This window comes from Jannaschia pagri (assembly GCF_019655435.1).
Taxonomy (GTDB): domain Bacteria; phylum Pseudomonadota; class Alphaproteobacteria; order Rhodobacterales; family Rhodobacteraceae; genus Jannaschia; species Jannaschia pagri.
Genome location: NZ_BPFH01000007.1, coordinates 94,104 through 111,483, shown reverse-complemented (window position 1 = coordinate 111,483; position 17,380 = coordinate 94,104). Strand labels below are relative to the sequence as shown.

17 protein-coding genes are annotated in these 17,380 nt (G+C 64.4%); 9 read left to right on the top strand and 8 right to left on the bottom strand.

What is annotated here, in order from left to right:
• Positions 1-59: 59 nt before the first annotated feature.
• A complete protein-coding gene (gene nth / locus K5R33_RS16585) occupies positions 60-704 on the top strand; it encodes an endonuclease III (protein WP_220750199.1) in 645 nt (214 codons plus the stop codon).
• Between the two features lie 155 nt (positions 705-859).
• Positions 860-1,840, top strand: coding sequence for an adenosine kinase (locus K5R33_RS16580; RefSeq protein ID WP_220750198.1), 981 nt, complete (start codon positions 860-862; stop codon positions 1,838-1,840).
• Positions 1,841-1,885: 45 nt separating this feature from the next.
• Here K5R33_RS16580 and K5R33_RS16575 read toward each other — a convergent pair whose 3' ends face one another.
• Entirely contained in the window at positions 1,886-2,410 is a 525-nt protein-coding gene (locus K5R33_RS16575) for a DUF2799 domain-containing protein (RefSeq protein ID WP_220750197.1), read from the bottom strand.
• A 181-nt stretch (positions 2,411-2,591) separates the two neighbouring features.
• Between K5R33_RS16575 and denD the strand changes: the two genes are divergently transcribed.
• Complete coding sequence (gene denD, locus K5R33_RS16570; protein ID WP_220750196.1) at positions 2,592-3,593, top strand: D-erythronate dehydrogenase; 1,002 nt, start codon at positions 2,592-2,594, stop codon at positions 3,591-3,593.
• 106 nt (positions 3,594-3,699) lie between these two features.
• Here denD and K5R33_RS16565 read toward each other — a convergent pair whose 3' ends face one another.
• Together K5R33_RS16565 and K5R33_RS16560 are read right to left on the bottom strand one after the other, a co-directional pair.
• Positions 3,700-4,854 carry a cytochrome P450 gene (locus tag K5R33_RS16565; RefSeq protein ID WP_220750195.1) on the bottom strand — a complete coding sequence of 385 codons (1,155 nt, stop codon included), beginning with the start codon at positions 4,852-4,854 and terminating at the stop codon, positions 3,700-3,702.
• A gap of 108 nt (positions 4,855-4,962) precedes the next feature.
• On the bottom strand, positions 4,963-5,157 hold the full coding sequence (locus K5R33_RS16560; protein ID WP_220750194.1) for a SlyX family protein: 195 nt from the start codon (positions 5,155-5,157) through the stop codon (positions 4,963-4,965).
• A 68-nt stretch (positions 5,158-5,225) separates the two neighbouring features.
• Here K5R33_RS16560 and hisS point away from each other — a divergent pair, with 68 nt between their 5' ends.
• The 3 genes from hisS to hisG are packed head-to-tail and all read left to right on the top strand — an operon-like array spanning position 5,226 to position 8,466.
• On the top strand, positions 5,226-6,698 hold the full coding sequence (gene hisS / locus K5R33_RS16555) for a histidine--tRNA ligase (RefSeq protein ID WP_220750193.1): 1,473 nt from the start codon (positions 5,226-5,228) through the stop codon (positions 6,696-6,698).
• Positions 6,695-7,786 (top strand): ATP phosphoribosyltransferase regulatory subunit, encoded by a 1,092-nt coding sequence (locus tag K5R33_RS16550; RefSeq protein WP_220750192.1) that lies wholly within the window; start codon positions 6,695-6,697, stop codon positions 7,784-7,786. The genes hisS and K5R33_RS16550 overlap by 4 nt, the downstream gene beginning before the upstream one ends.
• The gene (gene hisG / locus K5R33_RS16545; RefSeq protein WP_220750191.1) at positions 7,783-8,466 is read left to right on the top strand and encodes an ATP phosphoribosyltransferase; all 684 of its coding nucleotides are present in this window, start codon (positions 7,783-7,785) and stop codon (positions 8,464-8,466) included. Before K5R33_RS16550 ends, hisG begins: the two co-directional genes overlap by 4 nt.
• Before the next feature lie 372 nt (positions 8,467-8,838).
• Here hisG and K5R33_RS16540 read toward each other — a convergent pair whose 3' ends face one another.
• Positions 8,839-9,495, bottom strand: a complete 657-nt coding sequence (locus K5R33_RS16540; protein ID WP_255576497.1) for a DUF938 domain-containing protein — start codon at positions 9,493-9,495, stop codon at positions 8,839-8,841.
• On the bottom strand, positions 9,492-10,559 hold the full coding sequence (locus K5R33_RS16535) for an NAD(P)/FAD-dependent oxidoreductase (protein WP_220750190.1): 1,068 nt from the start codon (positions 10,557-10,559) through the stop codon (positions 9,492-9,494). The genes K5R33_RS16540 and K5R33_RS16535 overlap by 4 nt, the downstream gene beginning before the upstream one ends.
• 521 nt (positions 10,560-11,080) lie before the next feature.
• Between K5R33_RS16535 and K5R33_RS16530 the strand changes: the two genes are divergently transcribed.
• Complete coding sequence (locus K5R33_RS16530; protein WP_220750189.1) at positions 11,081-11,407, top strand: hypothetical protein; 327 nt, start codon at positions 11,081-11,083, stop codon at positions 11,405-11,407.
• A gap of 292 nt (positions 11,408-11,699) precedes the next feature.
• Here the strand turns inward: K5R33_RS16530 and K5R33_RS16525 are convergent, their stop codons facing one another.
• Positions 11,700-12,632: an aldo/keto reductase gene (locus tag K5R33_RS16525; protein WP_220750188.1), complete on the bottom strand. Its 933-nt coding sequence runs from the start codon at positions 12,630-12,632 to the stop codon at positions 11,700-11,702.
• 111 nt (positions 12,633-12,743) lie between these two features.
• On the opposite strand from K5R33_RS16525, the gene K5R33_RS16520 reads away from it, so the two are divergent.
• Together K5R33_RS16520 and K5R33_RS16515 are read left to right on the top strand one after the other, a co-directional pair.
• Entirely contained in the window at positions 12,744-13,919 is a 1,176-nt protein-coding gene (locus tag K5R33_RS16520; RefSeq protein ID WP_220750187.1) for a phytanoyl-CoA dioxygenase family protein, read from the top strand.
• 320 nt (positions 13,920-14,239) lie between these two features.
• Positions 14,240-14,470, top strand: a complete 231-nt coding sequence (locus K5R33_RS16515) for an EF-hand domain-containing protein (protein ID WP_220750186.1) — start codon at positions 14,240-14,242, stop codon at positions 14,468-14,470.
• Positions 14,471-14,585: 115 nt separating this feature from the next.
• Here the strand turns inward: K5R33_RS16515 and K5R33_RS16510 are convergent, their stop codons facing one another.
• Both K5R33_RS16510 and K5R33_RS16505 read right to left on the bottom strand, forming a co-directional pair.
• On the bottom strand, positions 14,586-15,950 hold the full coding sequence (locus K5R33_RS16510; protein ID WP_220750185.1) for a GntP family permease: 1,365 nt from the start codon (positions 15,948-15,950) through the stop codon (positions 14,586-14,588).
• A gap of 244 nt (positions 15,951-16,194) precedes the next feature.
• The gene (locus tag K5R33_RS16505; protein ID WP_220750184.1) at positions 16,195-17,286 is read right to left on the bottom strand and encodes a BMP family ABC transporter substrate-binding protein; all 1,092 of its coding nucleotides are present in this window, start codon (positions 17,284-17,286) and stop codon (positions 16,195-16,197) included.
• Positions 17,287-17,380: the final 94 nt, after the last annotated feature.

Sequence of the window (17,380 nt, the reverse complement as noted above, 5' to 3'; positions counted from 1 at the left end):
GACCCGGTTCTTGCGGCAAGCGCTTGCCTGCACGCGCACCGCGCGCCACAAGGACGCCAATGGCAAAGCAACTCCCCTACCCCGTCATGCGTGAGATCTTCACGCGCTTCCAAGCCAGCGAGGCGGAGCCCGTGGGCGAATTGGAGCATACAAACGCCTATACCCTGGTGGTTGCCGTGGCCCTCTCGGCCCAGGCCACTGATAAGGGCGTTAACAAAGCAACGCGGGGCCTATTCGCGGTGGCCGACACCCCGCAAAAGATGCTTAACCTCGGGCTGGAGGCCGTGACCGAGCATATCAAGACCATCGGCCTCTACCGCAACAAGGCCAAGAACGTCATCAAACTCAGCCAAATGCTGGTCGATGACTACGGCGGCGAGGTCCCCAACAGCCGCGCCGCGCTCCAACGGCTGCCGGGCGTGGGCCGCAAGACCGCCAACGTGGTGCTGAACATGTGGTGGGGGCACCCCGCACAGGCGGTCGACACGCATATCTTCCGCGTTGGCAACCGCGCAGGCATTTGCCCAGGCAAGGACGTGGACGCCGTTGAACGCGCCATCGAAGACCACGTTCCCGTGGACTTCCAGCAACACGCCCACCACTGGCTGATTTTGCATGGCCGCTATATCTGCATCGCGCGCAAACCAAAGTGTGGCGCCTGCATTATCAACGACCTCTGCCAATTCGAGGAAAAGACTACCTAACAGGTAACACCCCGCTTTGACGCCACTGCCCCCGCGCGCCATACCCCGGGAACCCGATGATCTTCTTCTCGGCTCAAATACCTCCGGGGGTCTGGGGGCAGAGCCCCCAGCCGGTCGGACCGCGCACGCGGTTCGAAACATGAAAGGACCACCCCATGCCCTATGATGTGATCGGCATCGGCAACGCCGTCGTCGATGTGATTTCCCACGCCGACGACAGCTTTCTCGACCAGATGGGGATCGAGAAAGGCATTATGCAGTTGATCGAGCGCGAACGGGGCGAGCTGCTCTATGCCGCCATGACCGACCGCGTGCAGGCGCCGGGCGGATCGGTGGCGAACTCCCTGGCGGGTATTGGCGCCCTGGGCCTGTCCACGGCCTTCATCGGCAAGGTCAAGAACGATGCCCTTGGTCGGTTCTATGCCGAGGCATTGGAGGCCTCGGGCACTGCCTTCCCCAATGCCCCCATGGATGTGGACCTGCCCACGACCCGCTCCATGATCTTCGTGACGCCGGACGGTGAACGCTCGATGAACACCTATCTGGGCGCCGGGGCGGACATTTCCTCCAAAGACGTGCCAGACATCTTCGCAGACGGTGGGCTCTTGTTCTTGGAGGGATATCTCTTCGACAAGGACGACGGCAAAACGGCCTTCTCAGAGGCCGCCGCCAAGATGAAAACCGCAGGCGGGCGATCCGCCATCACCATCTCGGATCCGTTCTGCGCCGAACGCCATCGCGACGATTTCCAGCGCCTGATTGCCGAGGACATGGACATCGCCATCGGCAACGCGGCCGAATGGCTGACGCTGTATGAAACGGATGATTTGGACCGCGCCGTTGGCATGGCTGCCGATGCCTGCGAGGTGGTGGCCTGCACCCGGTCGGGTGAGGACGTTTGGGTGCGATCCGGCGATACGCGGGTCTCAGCCCCCGTCACCAAGGTCCCCGTTGTGGATGCCACGGGCGCGGGCGACCAATTCGCGGCGGGCTTCCTCTATGGCTTGGCCTGCGGGCGGGATCTGGAGGTGGCCGCGCGGATGGGAGTTGTCTGCGCACGCGAAGTCATTGGACATATCGGGCCGAGGCCCCAAGCAGATATCGCGGATTTGTTCCGATCTGAGGGCCTTCTGTAGCAACGCCTCGCATTGTACCTAAACCGGGACCGCGGCCGATTCCTGTCATCGCAGCGACAGGAGCCAAAGACGTCGGTCCAGACGGTCGCGCCGCAAGTCGAGGCGCAGCAACTCCGCCAGCAGGCGCGCACGCTCCGCCTGTTGGTCCTTGGACAGGGCGGCGAGCTGCGACCTGATCTCTGACTGACGGTGCCGAAGGTCCCGTATGTCCCGTCGGATGTCCCCAGCCAAGCGGCCAGACCGATAGGACCGTTCCATGACGGCCCGTTCCGCAGGGGAGCAAATGGATCCGATCACCCGCCGCTCGACGCCAAGGTCAAACGCATTGGACGGCGTGCAATACGCAGCGCGACCCGCCTGCCACCCAGCGCGCGCGCGCTCCGCATTCAAGGGCGACGCGGTGGCGTTACAGGCCGCAATGTCCTGTTCGACTGCGCTGAACGCGCCGCCCCGGGCGGCCACACGCTCGCCCAACCGATAGCCATCGGCACCAGAGCAATAGAGCTCGGTCAGTTCGGCACAGCCGGACAAGCCCAAGGCGGCCAAAACTGGCAGGACGACGGATCGCATGGTGAGACGTTCCCAATGGTCGAAGGAAGACAGCCGACACCGACCGAAGCCCAGACGCCAGGGATAGGCAATGACATGCCCGCGATACCCCATGACATCAGCGGGTCTCGGCCAAGGCCCTTGCGCCTTGCCCTTGGCCCCATGGCGCGGCACCCTGCTGTGACTTGGGGGAGGTCACGGAATGCACATTCTTATCACCGGCGCTGCTGGCATGATCGGGCAAAAACTCACGGCGGCGCTTGTGGCGCGGGGCCACCTGCGGGGGGCGTCCATCACAGGCATGACCTTGGCGGATGTTGTGCCACCAACACTGCCCTCGGGCATCGCTGGACAGGCCCTCGCCGTCGATCTGTCCAACCCGGACGCCGCGCGGAGCCTCCTTGAAACGCGGCCAGATGTCATCGTCCATCTGGCGGCCATCGTGTCCGGCGAAGCCGAGGCAGACACGGCTAAGGGCTATGCCGTGAACCTACAGGGCACGATCGCGCTCTGCGATGCGATTGCAGCCCAGCAGGACTACCGTCCGCGGATGGTCTTCACCTCGTCGATTGCTGTCTTCGGCGCACCCTTGCCGCCGGTAATCGGCGATGACGTCCCGCCAAAGCCCCTCACCAGCTATGGCGCGCAGAAACTGATGTGCGAGGTCCTTCTCAACGATCTCAGCCGAAAGGGCGTTTTGGACGCCGTCTCCCTGCGCCTTCCAACCATCTGTATTCGCCCGGGAAAGCCCAATGCGGCGGCCTCCGGCTTCTACTCCTCAATCCTCCGGGAGCCATTGATCGGAGAGCGTGCCAAGCTGCCGGTGTCGGAAGACACGCGCCATTGGTTCGCCTCCCCCCGGTCGGCTGTGGGCTTCCTGATCCACGCGGCGGAGATTTCCACAGAGAGCTTGGGCTTGGACCGCGCGCTCAACCTGCCAGGCGTCGATGCGACCGTTGGCGCGGAAATCGAGGCCCTGGAGCGCGTTGCGGGACCGGACGCCGTGGCCTTGATCGACAAGGTCGATGACCCGACCGTCGGGGCCATCGTTGGCGGGTGGCCCCAGGCCTTCGACCCCCAGCGCGCCCTGGCCCTTGGGTTCAGCGCAGAGACGGACATGGATCAGATCATCCAGGTCCATATTGAAGACGAACTCGGTGGCCAAATCCCGGTTCAGGATTTGGCGGAGGGGGGGCGGCAATAGCCCTTGCCAGTCTTCGCCCCTTCCGCCGTGCTTTGGGGACGCGTTCCGTTCGCATATTTTTGGAACATCGAAGCGGCGGGGGTTAACCTTAACAAAGGGGGTCACCCTAGGTGGGGGGCAGCGTGATCTTGAGGCTCTCGAACCCTCGGAAGCGGATGCGGCAGCTACGGACGACAGAGTGCAGCTCGTAGGACGTCACCCGGGCAAGAAACCGCTGCAGTGCGATAGTCGCCTCCAGACGTGCCAGCGTCAGGCCGACGCAGGTGTGCGGCCCGGCCCCAAAGGCCAGATGTCGCGCAGAGCCACGGTCTAGGCGCATGTCATCCGGTGCGCGAAAAACTTCTGGGTCCCGGTTGGCCGCCCCGATACAGAGGTGAAGATCCGTCCCAGCCGGGACCCGCTCACCATGCAGAAAGAGATCCCGTGTGGTTTGGCGGTTGCCGAATTGGTTCGGGCTTTCGAGGCGCAGAACTTCTTCGACGATACGATCAACAGGTCCCGTCCGCGCCCCTGGGTGTTTTGCAAGCAGCCAGAGCGCGTTGCCGATTAGGTTGGTCGTGGTCTCGTGGCCCGCGTTCAAAATGAAGATGCAATTGTGCAAAAGCTCCGCCTCAGACAGATCACCCGACTGGATAAGGCGGGTGAGGACGTCTTCCTCCGGGTCACCAGGCGCCGCGCGTCTGCGGCTCACGAGATCTTGCAAGTAGGCCAGGAAGTCCGACACAGCGGCCGTACCTCGGGCCATATGCTGCGGCGTCAAGGACGGTTCGAGTGCGCCTAGAATGGCCAAGGACCAATCGCGCAGGGGCGCCCGCTCCGACCGCGGGACGGCCAACAGATCGCCGATCACGTTAATGGGGATCGCCATCGCGAAGTCACGGATCATGTCCGGTTGCGGCGAAAGGCTATCAATCAAGTGGTCCACCAAAGCCTCAAGCCCGGGTCGCAGACGCGCCAGGGCCCTTGGGGTCAGCGCCCCCGCCAACACGCGACGGACGCGCGTGTGCAGGGGCGGGTCGTTAAAGACCAAAGACGTGGTGTGATGGACGTAGAGCGGCGTGCCCACCCCGTACTTCGGTCCAAACACCTCTGTCTTGTCCGACCGAAAAGTGTGGGTGTCTTTGTAGATCGCCAAGAGGTCCGCGTGCCGTCCGAGCAGCAAACTGCCATCGGGCTGCCAGGCGAAGCCCGCGTCGCGCAGGGCCGCGTAATGGGGCCAAGGGTCGTTATGGAAGCCTGTGGGCAGGTCCGTCAGGATCATGTCGCAACCGTCCCCGCCTGTTGGGAACAAGGCAACCTGTTTCTTCTCGGCCCAAATACTCTGACACGACGCGACCCCCTGGCGACGCGGCCCGGTCAGCGTGTTCCCTCACCAATGGGGCGGGCGCTGATCGGCCAGGGGGACGGTTCCGCCCGCGTCCAACTCCGCCTCGGCGGCCCGCTGCATCAACATGGCGACGCGCCGCTCCAGGACATCGATCTGCTTCGATTGACGTGCCACGATATCGGACAGGTCCTCGACCGTGCGCGTCAGGTGCGCGATGCGTTCTTCCAGGTCCTGCATGGGGTGATCCTATGGTTGCGGGTTGGGGACGCGCCCCGTATTGGACGCGCGACGAAAGGACGGACGACATGGCAAAGCAACAAAAGCCCCGCCGCCCCAAGGCACAACCGCCCAAGGGCTTCCGCGACTATTTCGGCGCCGAGGTCACCCGGCGCAAGGCCATGTTGGATGCCATCGCCCATGTCTATCATCTCTATGGGTTTGAAGCCCTGGAATCCTCAGCCGTGGAAACGGTCGAGGCCCTGGGCAAGTTCCTACCCGATGTGGATCGTCCAAACGAAGGCGTTTTTGCCTGGCAAGAGGATGACAGCGATTGGGTGGCCCTGCGCTATGATCTGACGGCGCCCCTTGCGCGCGTCTATGCAGAGAACCGTCAGACGCTGCCAACACCCTATCGCCGCTATGCCATGGGGCCTGTGTGGCGCAACGAAAAGCCCGGGCCGGGGCGTTTCCGCCAGTTCTATCAATGCGACGCAGATACCGTAGGGGCCGCGTCGGTCGCGGCGGATGCGGAAATCTGCGCGATGCTGTCGGATGTGTTGGAGACCGTGGGCATCGCGCGGGGCGACTACGTTGTTCGGATCAACAACCGCAAAGTGCTGAATGGCGCGCTAGAGGTGGCCGGCCTGGCTGGCGACGATAAGGTCGCGGCGCGCGGCATCGTCCTGCGGGCCATCGACAAGCTGGACCGGCTGGGCGCCGACGGTGTGCGGGCCTTGCTGGGCGCGGGCCGCAAGGACGACAGCGGGGACTTCACCGACGGCGCGGGCCTGAGCGACGATCAGGCCGATACAATCATGGCGTTCATGGGCGCCGGGCGCGAGACGGGCGCCGAAACGCTAGCCGCGCTGCGCGACGTCGTTGGGGACAGCACGGTGGGGGCCGAAGGCGTCGCCGAACTGGACCAGATCGCAAGCCTCCTCGACGCCCAGGGCTATGGGCCAGACCGCATCATCATCGACCCCTCGGTCGTGCGGGGCCTGGGCTATTACACAGGTCCGGTCTACGAGGCGGAACTGACCTTCGAGATCACCGACGAGAAGGGTCGCCCCCGCCAGTTCGGCTCCGTCGCCGGGGGCGGACGCTACGACGATCTGGTGACGCGCTTCACCGGCCAGGCGGTGCCTGCCACCGGTGTCTCCATCGGGGTGGACCGGCTGCTCGCCGCGCTCGCTGCGAAAGGACGGGTTGCCGACGACATCCAGGGGCCGGTCGTGGTCACTGTCATGGATCGGGATCGCATGGCCGACTACCAAGCCATTGTTGCAGATCTGCGCAAGGCGGGCATCCGGGCCGAGGTCTACCTCGGCAACCCCAAGAACTTTGGCAATCAGCTGAAGTATGCGGACAAGCGCGGCAGCCCAGCGGCGATCATCCAGGGATCGGACGAGGCCGCGCGCGGTGTGGTTCAGGTCAAGGATCTGGTGCTGGGCGCCAAACTGGCCGAGGAGGCCTCGGTCGAGGAATGGAAGGAAAACCCCTCCCAATCCGAAGTGGCCATAGCAGACCTTGTGCCATTCCTGCGAAAGCTGCTGGCATGATTACCGCCGGTGAACGGGCGCGGGCCGAGAGCCTGTTGGCCCGCCTGCGCGCAGCGGGCGCCCATCCGGTCGAGGCGGCATTGCTCCAACCGGCGGGAACGCTCCTGGATCTCTATGGCGAGGACATCCGGGCGCGCGCATTTACCACACAAGACCCCGCCGCGGGTGAGATGATGCTGCGCCCCGATTTCACGGTGCCCGTCGTCCAGGCGCATATGGCCGAGGGGGCGGAGCCCGCGCGCTATGCCTACATGGGCGAAGTCTTTCGCCGCCAGGAAGAGGACCCGACCCGCGCCCGCGAATACTTGCAAGTGGGGTTCGAGGTTTTCGACGGCGCGCGTCCCGCCGACGCCGATGCGGAGGTTTTCGCGCTGATCTCGGACCTCTTGGCCCCATGGGCACCGGTCCCCGCCACCGGCGATCTTGGCATCCTGATTGCAGCCGTCGAAGGCCTGACCACAAGCGACCGCCGCCGCGCGGCGCTGCGGCGTCACATCTGGCGGCCCGGTCGCTTCAAACGATTGATGGACCGCTATACGGGGCAGTCCGAGCCACTGCCCGGACGGGCGGCCCTGTTGGACCATGTCCGATCCGAAGGGGCCATGTCGGTCATCGATCAGGCCGGTCCCTCCGTGGGGTTGCGCACGCCTGCAGATGTTGCCACGCGGCTCGCCGCTCTGGCCGCCGACGCAGAGGAGCCCGCCATCACCCGGGCCGAGGCTGAGGTGATCGATACGCTGCTCACTATGGACGGGACAATGACCGAGGCGCTCTCGCCCCTGCGTGATCTGGCCGTGGACCTGCCCGCGCTCAGCCCCGCCGCCGACCGTTTGGAGGCCCGTGCCGAGGCCATGGCGCGACGGGGCCTGACGCCCGAGACCTTGCCCTTCGCACCCGCCCGTGGCCGCACGGCGATGGAATATTACGACGGCTTCGTCTTTACCCTGTCGGCGCGGGGCCGATCCGGTCAGGCCCCAGTGGCCACGGGCGGGCGCTATGATGCGCTGACCTCGGTTCTGGGCCAGGGCCGCTCGATCCCCGCCGTGGGCGGCGTCATCCGTCCTGGCTTGTTGGAGGACACCCCATGATCCGCCTTGGTGTGCCGTCAAAGGGGCGGTTGATGGACAAGACCTTCCAGTGGTTTGGCAAACGCGGCCTGACCCTGGTGCGCACCGGATCGGACCGTGAGTATGCGGGACGCGTGGACGGGGCCGATATCTCTCTGGTGCTGTTGTCTGCCTCCGAAATCCCGCGCGAATTGACGGCTGGACACATTCACCTGGGCGTCACCGGCAGCGATTTGGTGCGGGAAAACGTCATCGGCTGGGACAGCCAGCTCGAAGCCGTCGCGCCCATGGGCTTTGGCCATGCGGACCTCGTGCTTGCGGTGCCGAAGGCCTGGGTCGATGTGGACACGTTGGACGATTTGGATGCCGTCTGCGCCCAGTTTCGAGCGGGCCACGGCCACCGCCTTCGGATCGCGACGAAGTATCACCGCTTGGTGCGGGACTTTCTGCGCGCCCAGGGTGTTGCCGACTACCAACTGGTCGACAGCCAAGGCGCCACCGAGGGGACAGTTAAGAACGGCACAGCCGAAGCCATCGCCGACATCACGTCAACGGGGGAAACCTTGCGGGCCAATCACCTTAAGATCCTGAGCGACGGGCTGATCCACGCAAGCCAGGCGACCTTGTTCCGGTCTCGCAAAGCGCCGTGGGACACGGCGGCGCACGCCGTGATGGACGACGTCCGCGCCATGGTGGCCTAGGGTCCGGAGCCCCTTGGGTTTCAGATCTCGTCGAGGGCGGGGGCGCTGGTCGAGACGACGTTCTGAGAATAGGGGCTCGAGGTTTCGCGTTGGGCTTCAGCCCTTGAGCCTATTGGCCATGATCGTCAGCGACGCGCCCACAGTGGAGGTTTCGCGGACGTGCCTCACCCGGATCGTAGATCTCAGCTTGAAGATGACCGCACCGCTTAACCTGTGCCGATCATCGACGGACGGCTCGACATACGACCTCGGGACAACGGCTTGAAAACGCACGATATGTGCGTCGCTCAACCAAAGGCATGGGCGTTTCTCGCCCTTTGAACTGCCCGTGACCTGCCGTCCGCTAGCCTCTGACCCCAAGCCCCAGGTCCGCTAAAGCCCCCCGCCTGACGTCGCCTTTTGGGCCAGGATCATCAGGTTGTTGGCTGGCATATCTTGGATGCGAATGTCGAACCCGAGAACCGTCAGAACGGTTTGCAGATCCCCGATGTCTTTGTATCCAATCGCCCCATCCTGGGCGCGCAAATCCGCATCGAACCGACGGTCCCCGTCGCTCGTGGCTTCGCCGTCCCGCAAGAACGGACCGTAGATGGCCAATAGCCCGCCGTCGGACAGGGCGCGCTCTGCCTGATCCAGCAAGACCGATAGCTCTCCGTCAGAAATCAGGTGCAGCAGATTGACGATCAAGATCGCCTGGGCGGCCCCCGCCACAGCCCAGCCTGGGACCCCCACATCCAAATCGCCTGCGGGTGCGACGTTCGGCAGACCCTGACACCGGGCGTCGATGGCATCGCGCCGTGCGGCATCTGCGTCCGTGGGGTGGAATGTCAAGTCGGGACGATGCGCCGCCAGGGCCGCGATATGTTGTCCCGTGCCGGAGGCAAGCTCCAGCACGTCACCGGCGCGGGGCAAGTGCGGCAACAGACCTTCAAGGATCGGTTGCAGGTTCCGCGTGGCTGCGGCGGCGCACATGAGGCCGTTCGCATCGGCCTCCCTCACGCCGTCGGGCGTCACGATGGACCGCTTCACGCGAACCGTCCGGGGTCGAGCGCCGCAACGGCCTCGGGCGCGATCTGGGGCGGGCGGCCAGCGACCATGTCCGCAAGCAGCTCCGACGCGGCGGGCGCCGTCTGGAAGCCATAGCCGCCCTGCCCCGCGACCCACCAGAACCCCGACTGCTGCGAGGGTCCCAGCACGAAGGTTCCATCGGGGGCAAATGTGCGCAACCCGGCCCAGTTGGCCAGGGGACGGGTGGGTGGAACCGTCACCGCTTGGGCATAGCGATCCAAACCAATGGCCAGATCCATATCGTCTGCAAAGGCGTCACAGGGGTCGCTTGCCGTTTGATCCGCCGGTGAGACGATCAAGGCACCCGCATCGGGTTTGGCGTACCAAGTCTCTCCGGCGCCCATCACCATGGGCCAGGGGGAGACATCGTGACCGTCAGGCGCCGCGATCCGAGCAACGGACCGGCGCAACGGGCGTAGGCCGACCGGCGCGACACATGCTAGGCGGGCGACGGCATCGGCCCACGCCCCGGCTGCGTTGAACACAAGCCGCGCGGTCACGGCCCTGTCGCCGGACAGGGCCCTCCACCCGCCAGGAATTGGCGTCAGTGATGTGACTGCATGGTCGGTCTCGACACGCCCGCCCGAAGCGCGGATCACCCGGATGGCGCGCTGGAGCATGGCGTCGGTGTCCAGATCGCAGGCGTCGGGCTGATGGGCCGCGCGCGCAACATCCGGCGACAGGATCGGGACCAGACCACGGGCCTCGTCCGGCGAGACCTCCGAGAGGCCAAGCGCAGCAAGGTCGCGATCAAACTGGGCCTCTTCCCCCGGCAGGGCGATGGCAAGAAAACCACGGGGCGTCAGGTCCCCATGGGCCGCATGGGTGGCGCGGGATGCACGGTTCAGGGCCACGACGGACGGCGGCCCATACCCCTCTTCGAACATCGCGGCGGATCGACCGGAGGCATGGTAGCCGAGCTGAGGCTCGGCCTCCCACAGGACCACCTGCCCAAGGGTCGACAGAGCCGCCCCCGCCGAGGTCCCGGCGATTCCTCCGCCGATGACTAAGAAATCCGTATCCATGACCCGATCTCATACAGCGGGTCGGGTGCCCGACAAACCCTTGGTCGAGAAATGGACCGTTTGCGCCTCGTCGCGTGCAAAGGCAGGCGCTGTCCTCACAGGATACACAACTTGTGACCTTCAAGAATTATAGCAGGTATGGGTGTGGCATTCGGAAGGACCGAGCCAAAGCCTGGGCGATCTATCCGGTCGGTCACTCAGGATCAGCGAGACGGCGCATCGGGCGCCCAAAGGACGACCGATTGGTTTGATTGCAAGGATCGTGGTCTTGGGTTGGGTCCTCGCCGGAAATAGGGGGTGTGGCCCGAACACGTAAACACGATTGGCCAAGGACATGAGTATGGACTGTCGACAGGAGTGATGAAGTCGTCTGGGTCGCGACTGTCGGAGCGATCCCGGCGGAAGACCACCCCAAATGCCTCGTTTCGGATGACGACAAAGCCAGGCCACAGCCGATTTTCAACGTAGGTGGTCTATATGCGGTCACTGAGCCGGTCGCGGAGATCCTGCGGGAGTCATAAATGGGTAGGAACGACCTCTATCTGTTTGGGTATCTCGATCCGGACGGTAAGACGCCGCTGTCGGGCGGACCGTTTTCCTTCCTCAATGTGTGCGAAATGAAAACGGCTGTGGATGTTGCGAAATCGTGGGAGCGACTTTGGGAAAGCGGCCATATCCAACGGCCGTCAGTCGTCGCCATGCAAGCAACGACAGATGCTCTTCACCATACGATCAAGGTCCTTCCAGCGGCACTGACGGGGCCTGACATCTGGATGGATACTCAGATGACCCGTCGGTCTTCTTTTCTGATCAGCCTGAACAGGCATTGCGCGCGGCGAAACTGGTGAAGCGGCTTCACGGCCCGACAACCTTCGCCCTTTTCCACTTCGAGGACTTTCGGACTAAGAACCCGGCAATACCTTTAAAATTAGGCTCGCTTTCCCGCTAGTGGCACGACCGATTGACCCGGTTCGAAACCAGGATCCGACGTTTCGCCGCGTTGGGTCGCCACACCACAGTTTGGAAGGGGAGTAGCGCGGGGCCCGCAGGGGTAGACGACGATGCTCACCTGTGACGCATGACAAACCAGCGCCACGCCCAACTGCCGTCTACGGATCCAAGCCGGTCAGTCCAATCGCCTCAGCCCTCCTCCAACCGGTCAGTCGCTGGGGCGGGCGTGGGCGACAGGGCCGTGACTTTTTTATAAAGCGCGTCATCCAATGTGACGCTCAGCGCCCCCAGGGAGGGCGCCAGTTGCGCCACGGACCGCGCGCTGATGATCGGCGCGGCAACGGCAGGGTGGCGGGCAGCCCAGGCCACCGCCAAGGTCGCAGGGTCGATGCCAGCCTCCGCTGCCACTTCAGTCAAGGCCGCAGCCGTCTCATGCATCCAGGGCTGGCCGTAGCGCGCGGCATACCGGCTGTCTGTTGTCAGGCGCCCGTCACCGCCACGGGCGTATTTGCCCGTCAGCAGCCCGCCACCCAGGGGCGAATAAGGCACAACCGCAATTCCCTGGTCTTGCGCCATGGGGAGGATTTCCACCTCGGCCTGACGCTTCACCAAGGAATACATCGGCTGCATCATGGAAATGCTCAGATCGAAGGACGCCGCGACGGCCTGGGCTTTCATCACCTGCCACGCCGCATAGTTCGAGACCGCCACGTACCGGATCGTCCCGGCGTGCCGCAGCTGGGCGAGTGTTTCGAACGTCTCCTCCAAAGGCGTGACCGGATCCCAGCGGTGCATGTAGAGGATGTCGATCACCTCCAGATCCATCCGGCGGCGGCTGTCTTCCACACTGCTCAGGATGTTGTCGCGCCCCGCACCGCCCTCGTAGGCGGCTTTGGTTGCGATCACCAAACGGTCCCGCTCGGGCGCGATGAACTGACCGAGCAAGGTCTCCGACGCGCCGCCGGTATAGACATGGGCCGTGTCGAAAAACGTCAGGCCCGCGGCGCGGCAGGCGTCATACATGGCCCGGCTGGCATCGGCATCTGCTGTGCCGCCAAACTGCATGGCGCCGTAACACAGGGGCGAAATCGGGGTGCCGTCGAGGCTTTGGATCTTTGTCATAGCCCAGAGGTAGCGCAGCAATGTGACAGTTTCGACTGACGTCTACACCTGGCACGAATCACGAAATCTGCGACAGTGATGGGACCATCTGCACGTAAGGGAGGACGGCTGATGCGCGACCAGGGACAGGGGCCGGCGCCCGTTTGGCTGGGGCCAGACAGTTGCGATCTCACCGACTTCAAATCGCATCTGGACCAAGTCACCACGCCTGAAGCCTATCCGTTGGCCCATGAGATCCAGTCGCAGATACCGATTTACGATGGCGATACGTTGCGCCAGGCGGACGCAGATATGCGGCAATCCACCAAGGCGGAATGGAATCGCGCGTTTTTGGACGGCCCCGGCATCATTGTGATCCGCCGCGGATATGATGACGACGCGCTCCTCGACAGCGTTACGGCGACCCTGTCGACCCTGATCGCGGCGGAGGAGGCGCAGGGCACCGGGACCGGCGATCACTTTGCAAGTGCTGGCGCCAACAGCCGTCTGTGGAACGCCCACGAAAAGCTGGCCGTCGCGGCGCCCGAGGCCTTTGTTCCCTATGCGGCCAACCCCATCGTGGCGGACGTGGCCGAAGCCTGGCTGGGCCCGGCGTGGCAGATGACGACCCAAGTCAACATCGTGCGCCCAGGCGGGACGGCGCAGGTGGCGCACCGGGACTATCACATGGGGTTTCAGACGGCGGAGGTGCTGGCGCGCTATCCGGCATCTCAGCACGCGCTCTCTGCACGGCTGACGCTACAGGGGGCGGTCGCCCATACGGATATGCCGGTGATTTCCGGTCCAACAAAGCTGTTGCCCTATTCGCAGAGCTATCTGCCCGGCTACCTGGCGGTGCTGGAGCCCGCTTTTCGCGACCTGTTCGAGGCACGCTACGTGCAATTGCCCTTGAGCAAGGGGGATCTGCTATTCTTCAACCCGGCCACGTTTCACGCCGCCGGTGAGAACCGATCCGAGAATATCCAGAGGTTCGCCAACCTGATGCAGATCGGGTCCGCCTATGGGCGATCGATCGAGATCGTGGACAGGGACCGCATGTGCCGCGCGGTATATCCAACAATACGTGAAAAAATGGCCGACCTATCCCCGCGCGAGGTTGAGACGATCATCGCGGCCACCGCCGAGGGGTATCCGTTTCCGGCCAACCTCGATTTGGACTCTCCTTTGTCGGGGATGGCGCCGTCGAGCCAACAGGACCTGATGCGGCGCGCCCTGACAGAAGGCTGGACGCCCGAGAGGTTCGACCAGGCCCTGTCCGACCAGCGGGGACGCAAACGATCCCATTGATTAGAGCGGCGCGGGCCATTCATCATCCAGGATGCGCCCAATCGGGCGAATCTGTCGGCCAATGAGGCGAACCGGCCCCCGGTCCTGTCTTCCGGCAAGATCGGGCTGGAACGCCCGCCAGGACCCGGATTGAATCCGCCGACCGCGCCGACGGGCATTTGGCCGTGCGGGTTCATGCGCAGAAAAAGAGCGTCATTCTGCAGGATTGCGCGCGAAACAGGCAGGACTTGCAACCGGGGGCGCAGGCTGCCGCCCGATGGGTCATCACTGGGTCGAGCGGAACACACCGCTCATCACATGGACCAAATCGGAGCATACCCATGAAGACGATCCTGACGACCGCCGCCATCACCCTCGCATTTGCTGCACCCACCTGGGCGCAGATGGCGATGGACACGGACGGCGACGGCAATGTGTCGATGGAAGAGCTTCAGGCTGCCTATCCCGACGCGACCGCCGACACCTTTGCCGCCATCGACACAGATGCGGACGGCGTTCTGAACGAGACCGAGGTGCAGGCCGCCGTGGATGCGGGCATCCTGCCGTCCTGATCTCGGACGAGCGGGGCTTCGCCAGCCCCCCAGAGAGACACTGTCACTCACAGGGCAGCTGCCCGGCGATCCCATTCGCCGGGCAGATGTCGTAGATCTCCTGCCCGTAGGCTGCCTAAAACACGCCGACCCAGACCGCAGTTGCCAAAGCGAGAAGCAGGGCAATCGTCGGAATCACGACGGCAACCACGAAGACCGGCCCATAGGCCTCTCGATGGGTGAGGCCCGCGATCCCAAGCAGCGTCACAACGGCCCCGTTGTGTGGCAGCGCGTCCAATCCACCGGTCGCCAAGGCCACGATGCGGTGCAACGCAGCGGGATCGACCGCCTGTTGCTGCGCCAGCTCCAGCGTGCGGGGGCCGAGCGTGTCGAGGGCGATGGACATGCCGCCCGAGGCGGATCCCGTCAGCCCCGCCAACAGACTTGCCGAGGCCGCAAGGCTCGTCAGGACACCGCCAGGGATTTGCGCCGTCAAGGCGCTGACGCTCTGGAACGCGGGCAGACCGGCGACCACGGCGCCGAACCCCACCAACACCGCCGTATTGAACAGCGGTAAAAGCGCCGCCTGGGCTCCAGCGCCGAGGGTCTCCTTCGGGGCGGCAAGCCGGGACCAAGACAGGGCGAGCGCGATCAATGTCGCCAAGCCAAGCGCGCAAATCAGAGCCCAGAGACCAATGACCTCGGTCGGCGTCACATTCCCCCAAGCCGGGTCAGCGAGATAGCTCAGGTCCAGTCGCGGGAGAACGCCCTGCGCCAGCACGAGGTTGGCGACAAAGACAGCCACAATCGGGGTCAGCGACAGCCATAGGGACGGCAGGTCCGCTTGTTCCACCTGTCGGGTCAAACGCGGGGCCACCGGCGCGGCGCCACTGCGTGCGGCCCGTGCCAGATAGGTCACGCCCCCGACCGCCATCAGACCACCGGCCAGCATCCCAATTCCGGGCGCCGCGAAGAGCGTGGTCCCGAAATACGGCATCGGGATCGCATTCTGTATCGCCGGAGAACCGGGCAAGGCGCTCATGGTGAACGTGAACGCGCCCAGGGCGATGGCCGCCGGGATAAGCCGGTGGGGCAAGTCCGCTTGTCGAAACAGGGCGACTGCCAGGGGATAGACCGCAAAGGCCACCACGAAGAGCGACACGCCGCCGTAGGTCAGGACCGCACAGGACAGCACAACCGCGACCAGAGCCTTTTCAGCGCCCAACCGATCGACAATGGCCCGCGCGATGGCCATGGCGGCGCCCGAGGCCTCCATCAGCTTGCCAAAGACAGCGCCCAGCAAAAACAGAGGCAGAAAGGCCACCACGAACCGGCCCGTCGCGGGCATGAAGCGTTCGGTCAGCGTCGCCAAGACCGGATCCCCGGCAAGCCCCGCCGCCGCCAGCGCCATGATCGGTGCCACCAGGAGGATGGGCCAACCGCGGTAGACCGCCCAGATCATCATCCCCAGCGGCAGGAGGAGCGTGCCCACAATCGCCATATCTGCCCATCCCGAGTGTTTCTTTGGGATGCTTGTGTCAGGCCTCAGACCCGCCGGCATTGATCGAACACAAACCGGGACCACACGGCCGGGACGCCCTGGTCCAGTGTCTCAAAAGACCTTTCGCGGCAGGAGGCCCGTCAGGGAGGGTCGCAAGACGCAAAAAGGCCCGACACAGATGTGCCGGGCCCGGGTTTGAACGGCGCCGGGTCGGACACCCGAAACCGTAACGGTGACAATCCCCTTAGTTGGGAACATCGCCCGTCATGCCTTCGACGTAGAAGTCCATCGTGGCCAGGGCACCGTCATCGGCGACTTCGCCGTCAGCCAGCCAGGCGGTTCCGTCCTGCTTGTTGATGGGACCGGTGAACGGGTGATAGCTGCCGTCGGTGATCGCTGCGATCATCGCCTCAGCCTCGGCCTTGACCTCGGCGGGCACGACCTCGGTGATCTCACCGATGACGACTTCGCCTTCGGGCATGCCGCCCCAGCTGGCGGTTTGCTCATAGGTGCCGTCCATCAACTCACCCACGCGCTTGATGTAGTAGGGCGACCAATCGTCGATGATCGACGCGATGCGCGGTGTGGGAGCGAAGGCCGCCATGTCGGAGGCTTGGCCGAAGGTGAACACCCGGCCACCGTTTTCGTTGGCTTCCTGGGCGGCGGCTTGGGGCGCCGTGGAATCCGTGTGCTGCATGATGACGTCCACGCCCTGATCGATCATGGCGCGGGCGGCATCGGCCTCCTTAGCGGGGTCGAACCACGTATAGACCCAGGTCACCACCATTTCGACATCGGGGTTCACCTTGGCGGCGTGCATATAGGCGCTGTTGATACCCTGAATGACCTCTGGGATCGGGAAGGACGCGATGTAGCCGATCTTGTTCGTCTCGGTCATATGGCCCGCGATATGGCCGATCACCGCGCGGCCTTCGTAGAAGCGTGCGTCGTAGGTCGAGACGTTCGGGTGATCGCGCCGATAGCCGGTTGCATGTTCGAACTTCACATCGGGGAACTTGGCCGCGACGTTGTTGGTCGGGTCCATATACCCGAAGGACGTGGTGAAGATGATATCCGCCCCGCCCAGGGCCATCTGGGTGATGACCCGCTCCGCGTCTGCGCCCTCGGGGACGTTCTCCTGGTAGACGGTCTCGACTTTGTCGCCATAGGCCTCTTCCACGGCGAGGCGGCCCTGGTCGTGCTGAAAGGTCCAGCCACCGTCTCCGATGGGCCCGACGTAGACGAACCCGACCTTGGTGGTCTCATGCCCATCGGCGAAGGCGCCGCCGGTCACGGCGAGGCTCAGCGCGCCCGCCAGAAGTGTCGCGAATCTCATGGATGTCTCCCCAGTTGTTTTCTGTGTTTGTCTCAAACTCTGACAGGAGCGCGGCGGTGACAAGACCCGGCGGACCAGCGACAGCATCCAGCCG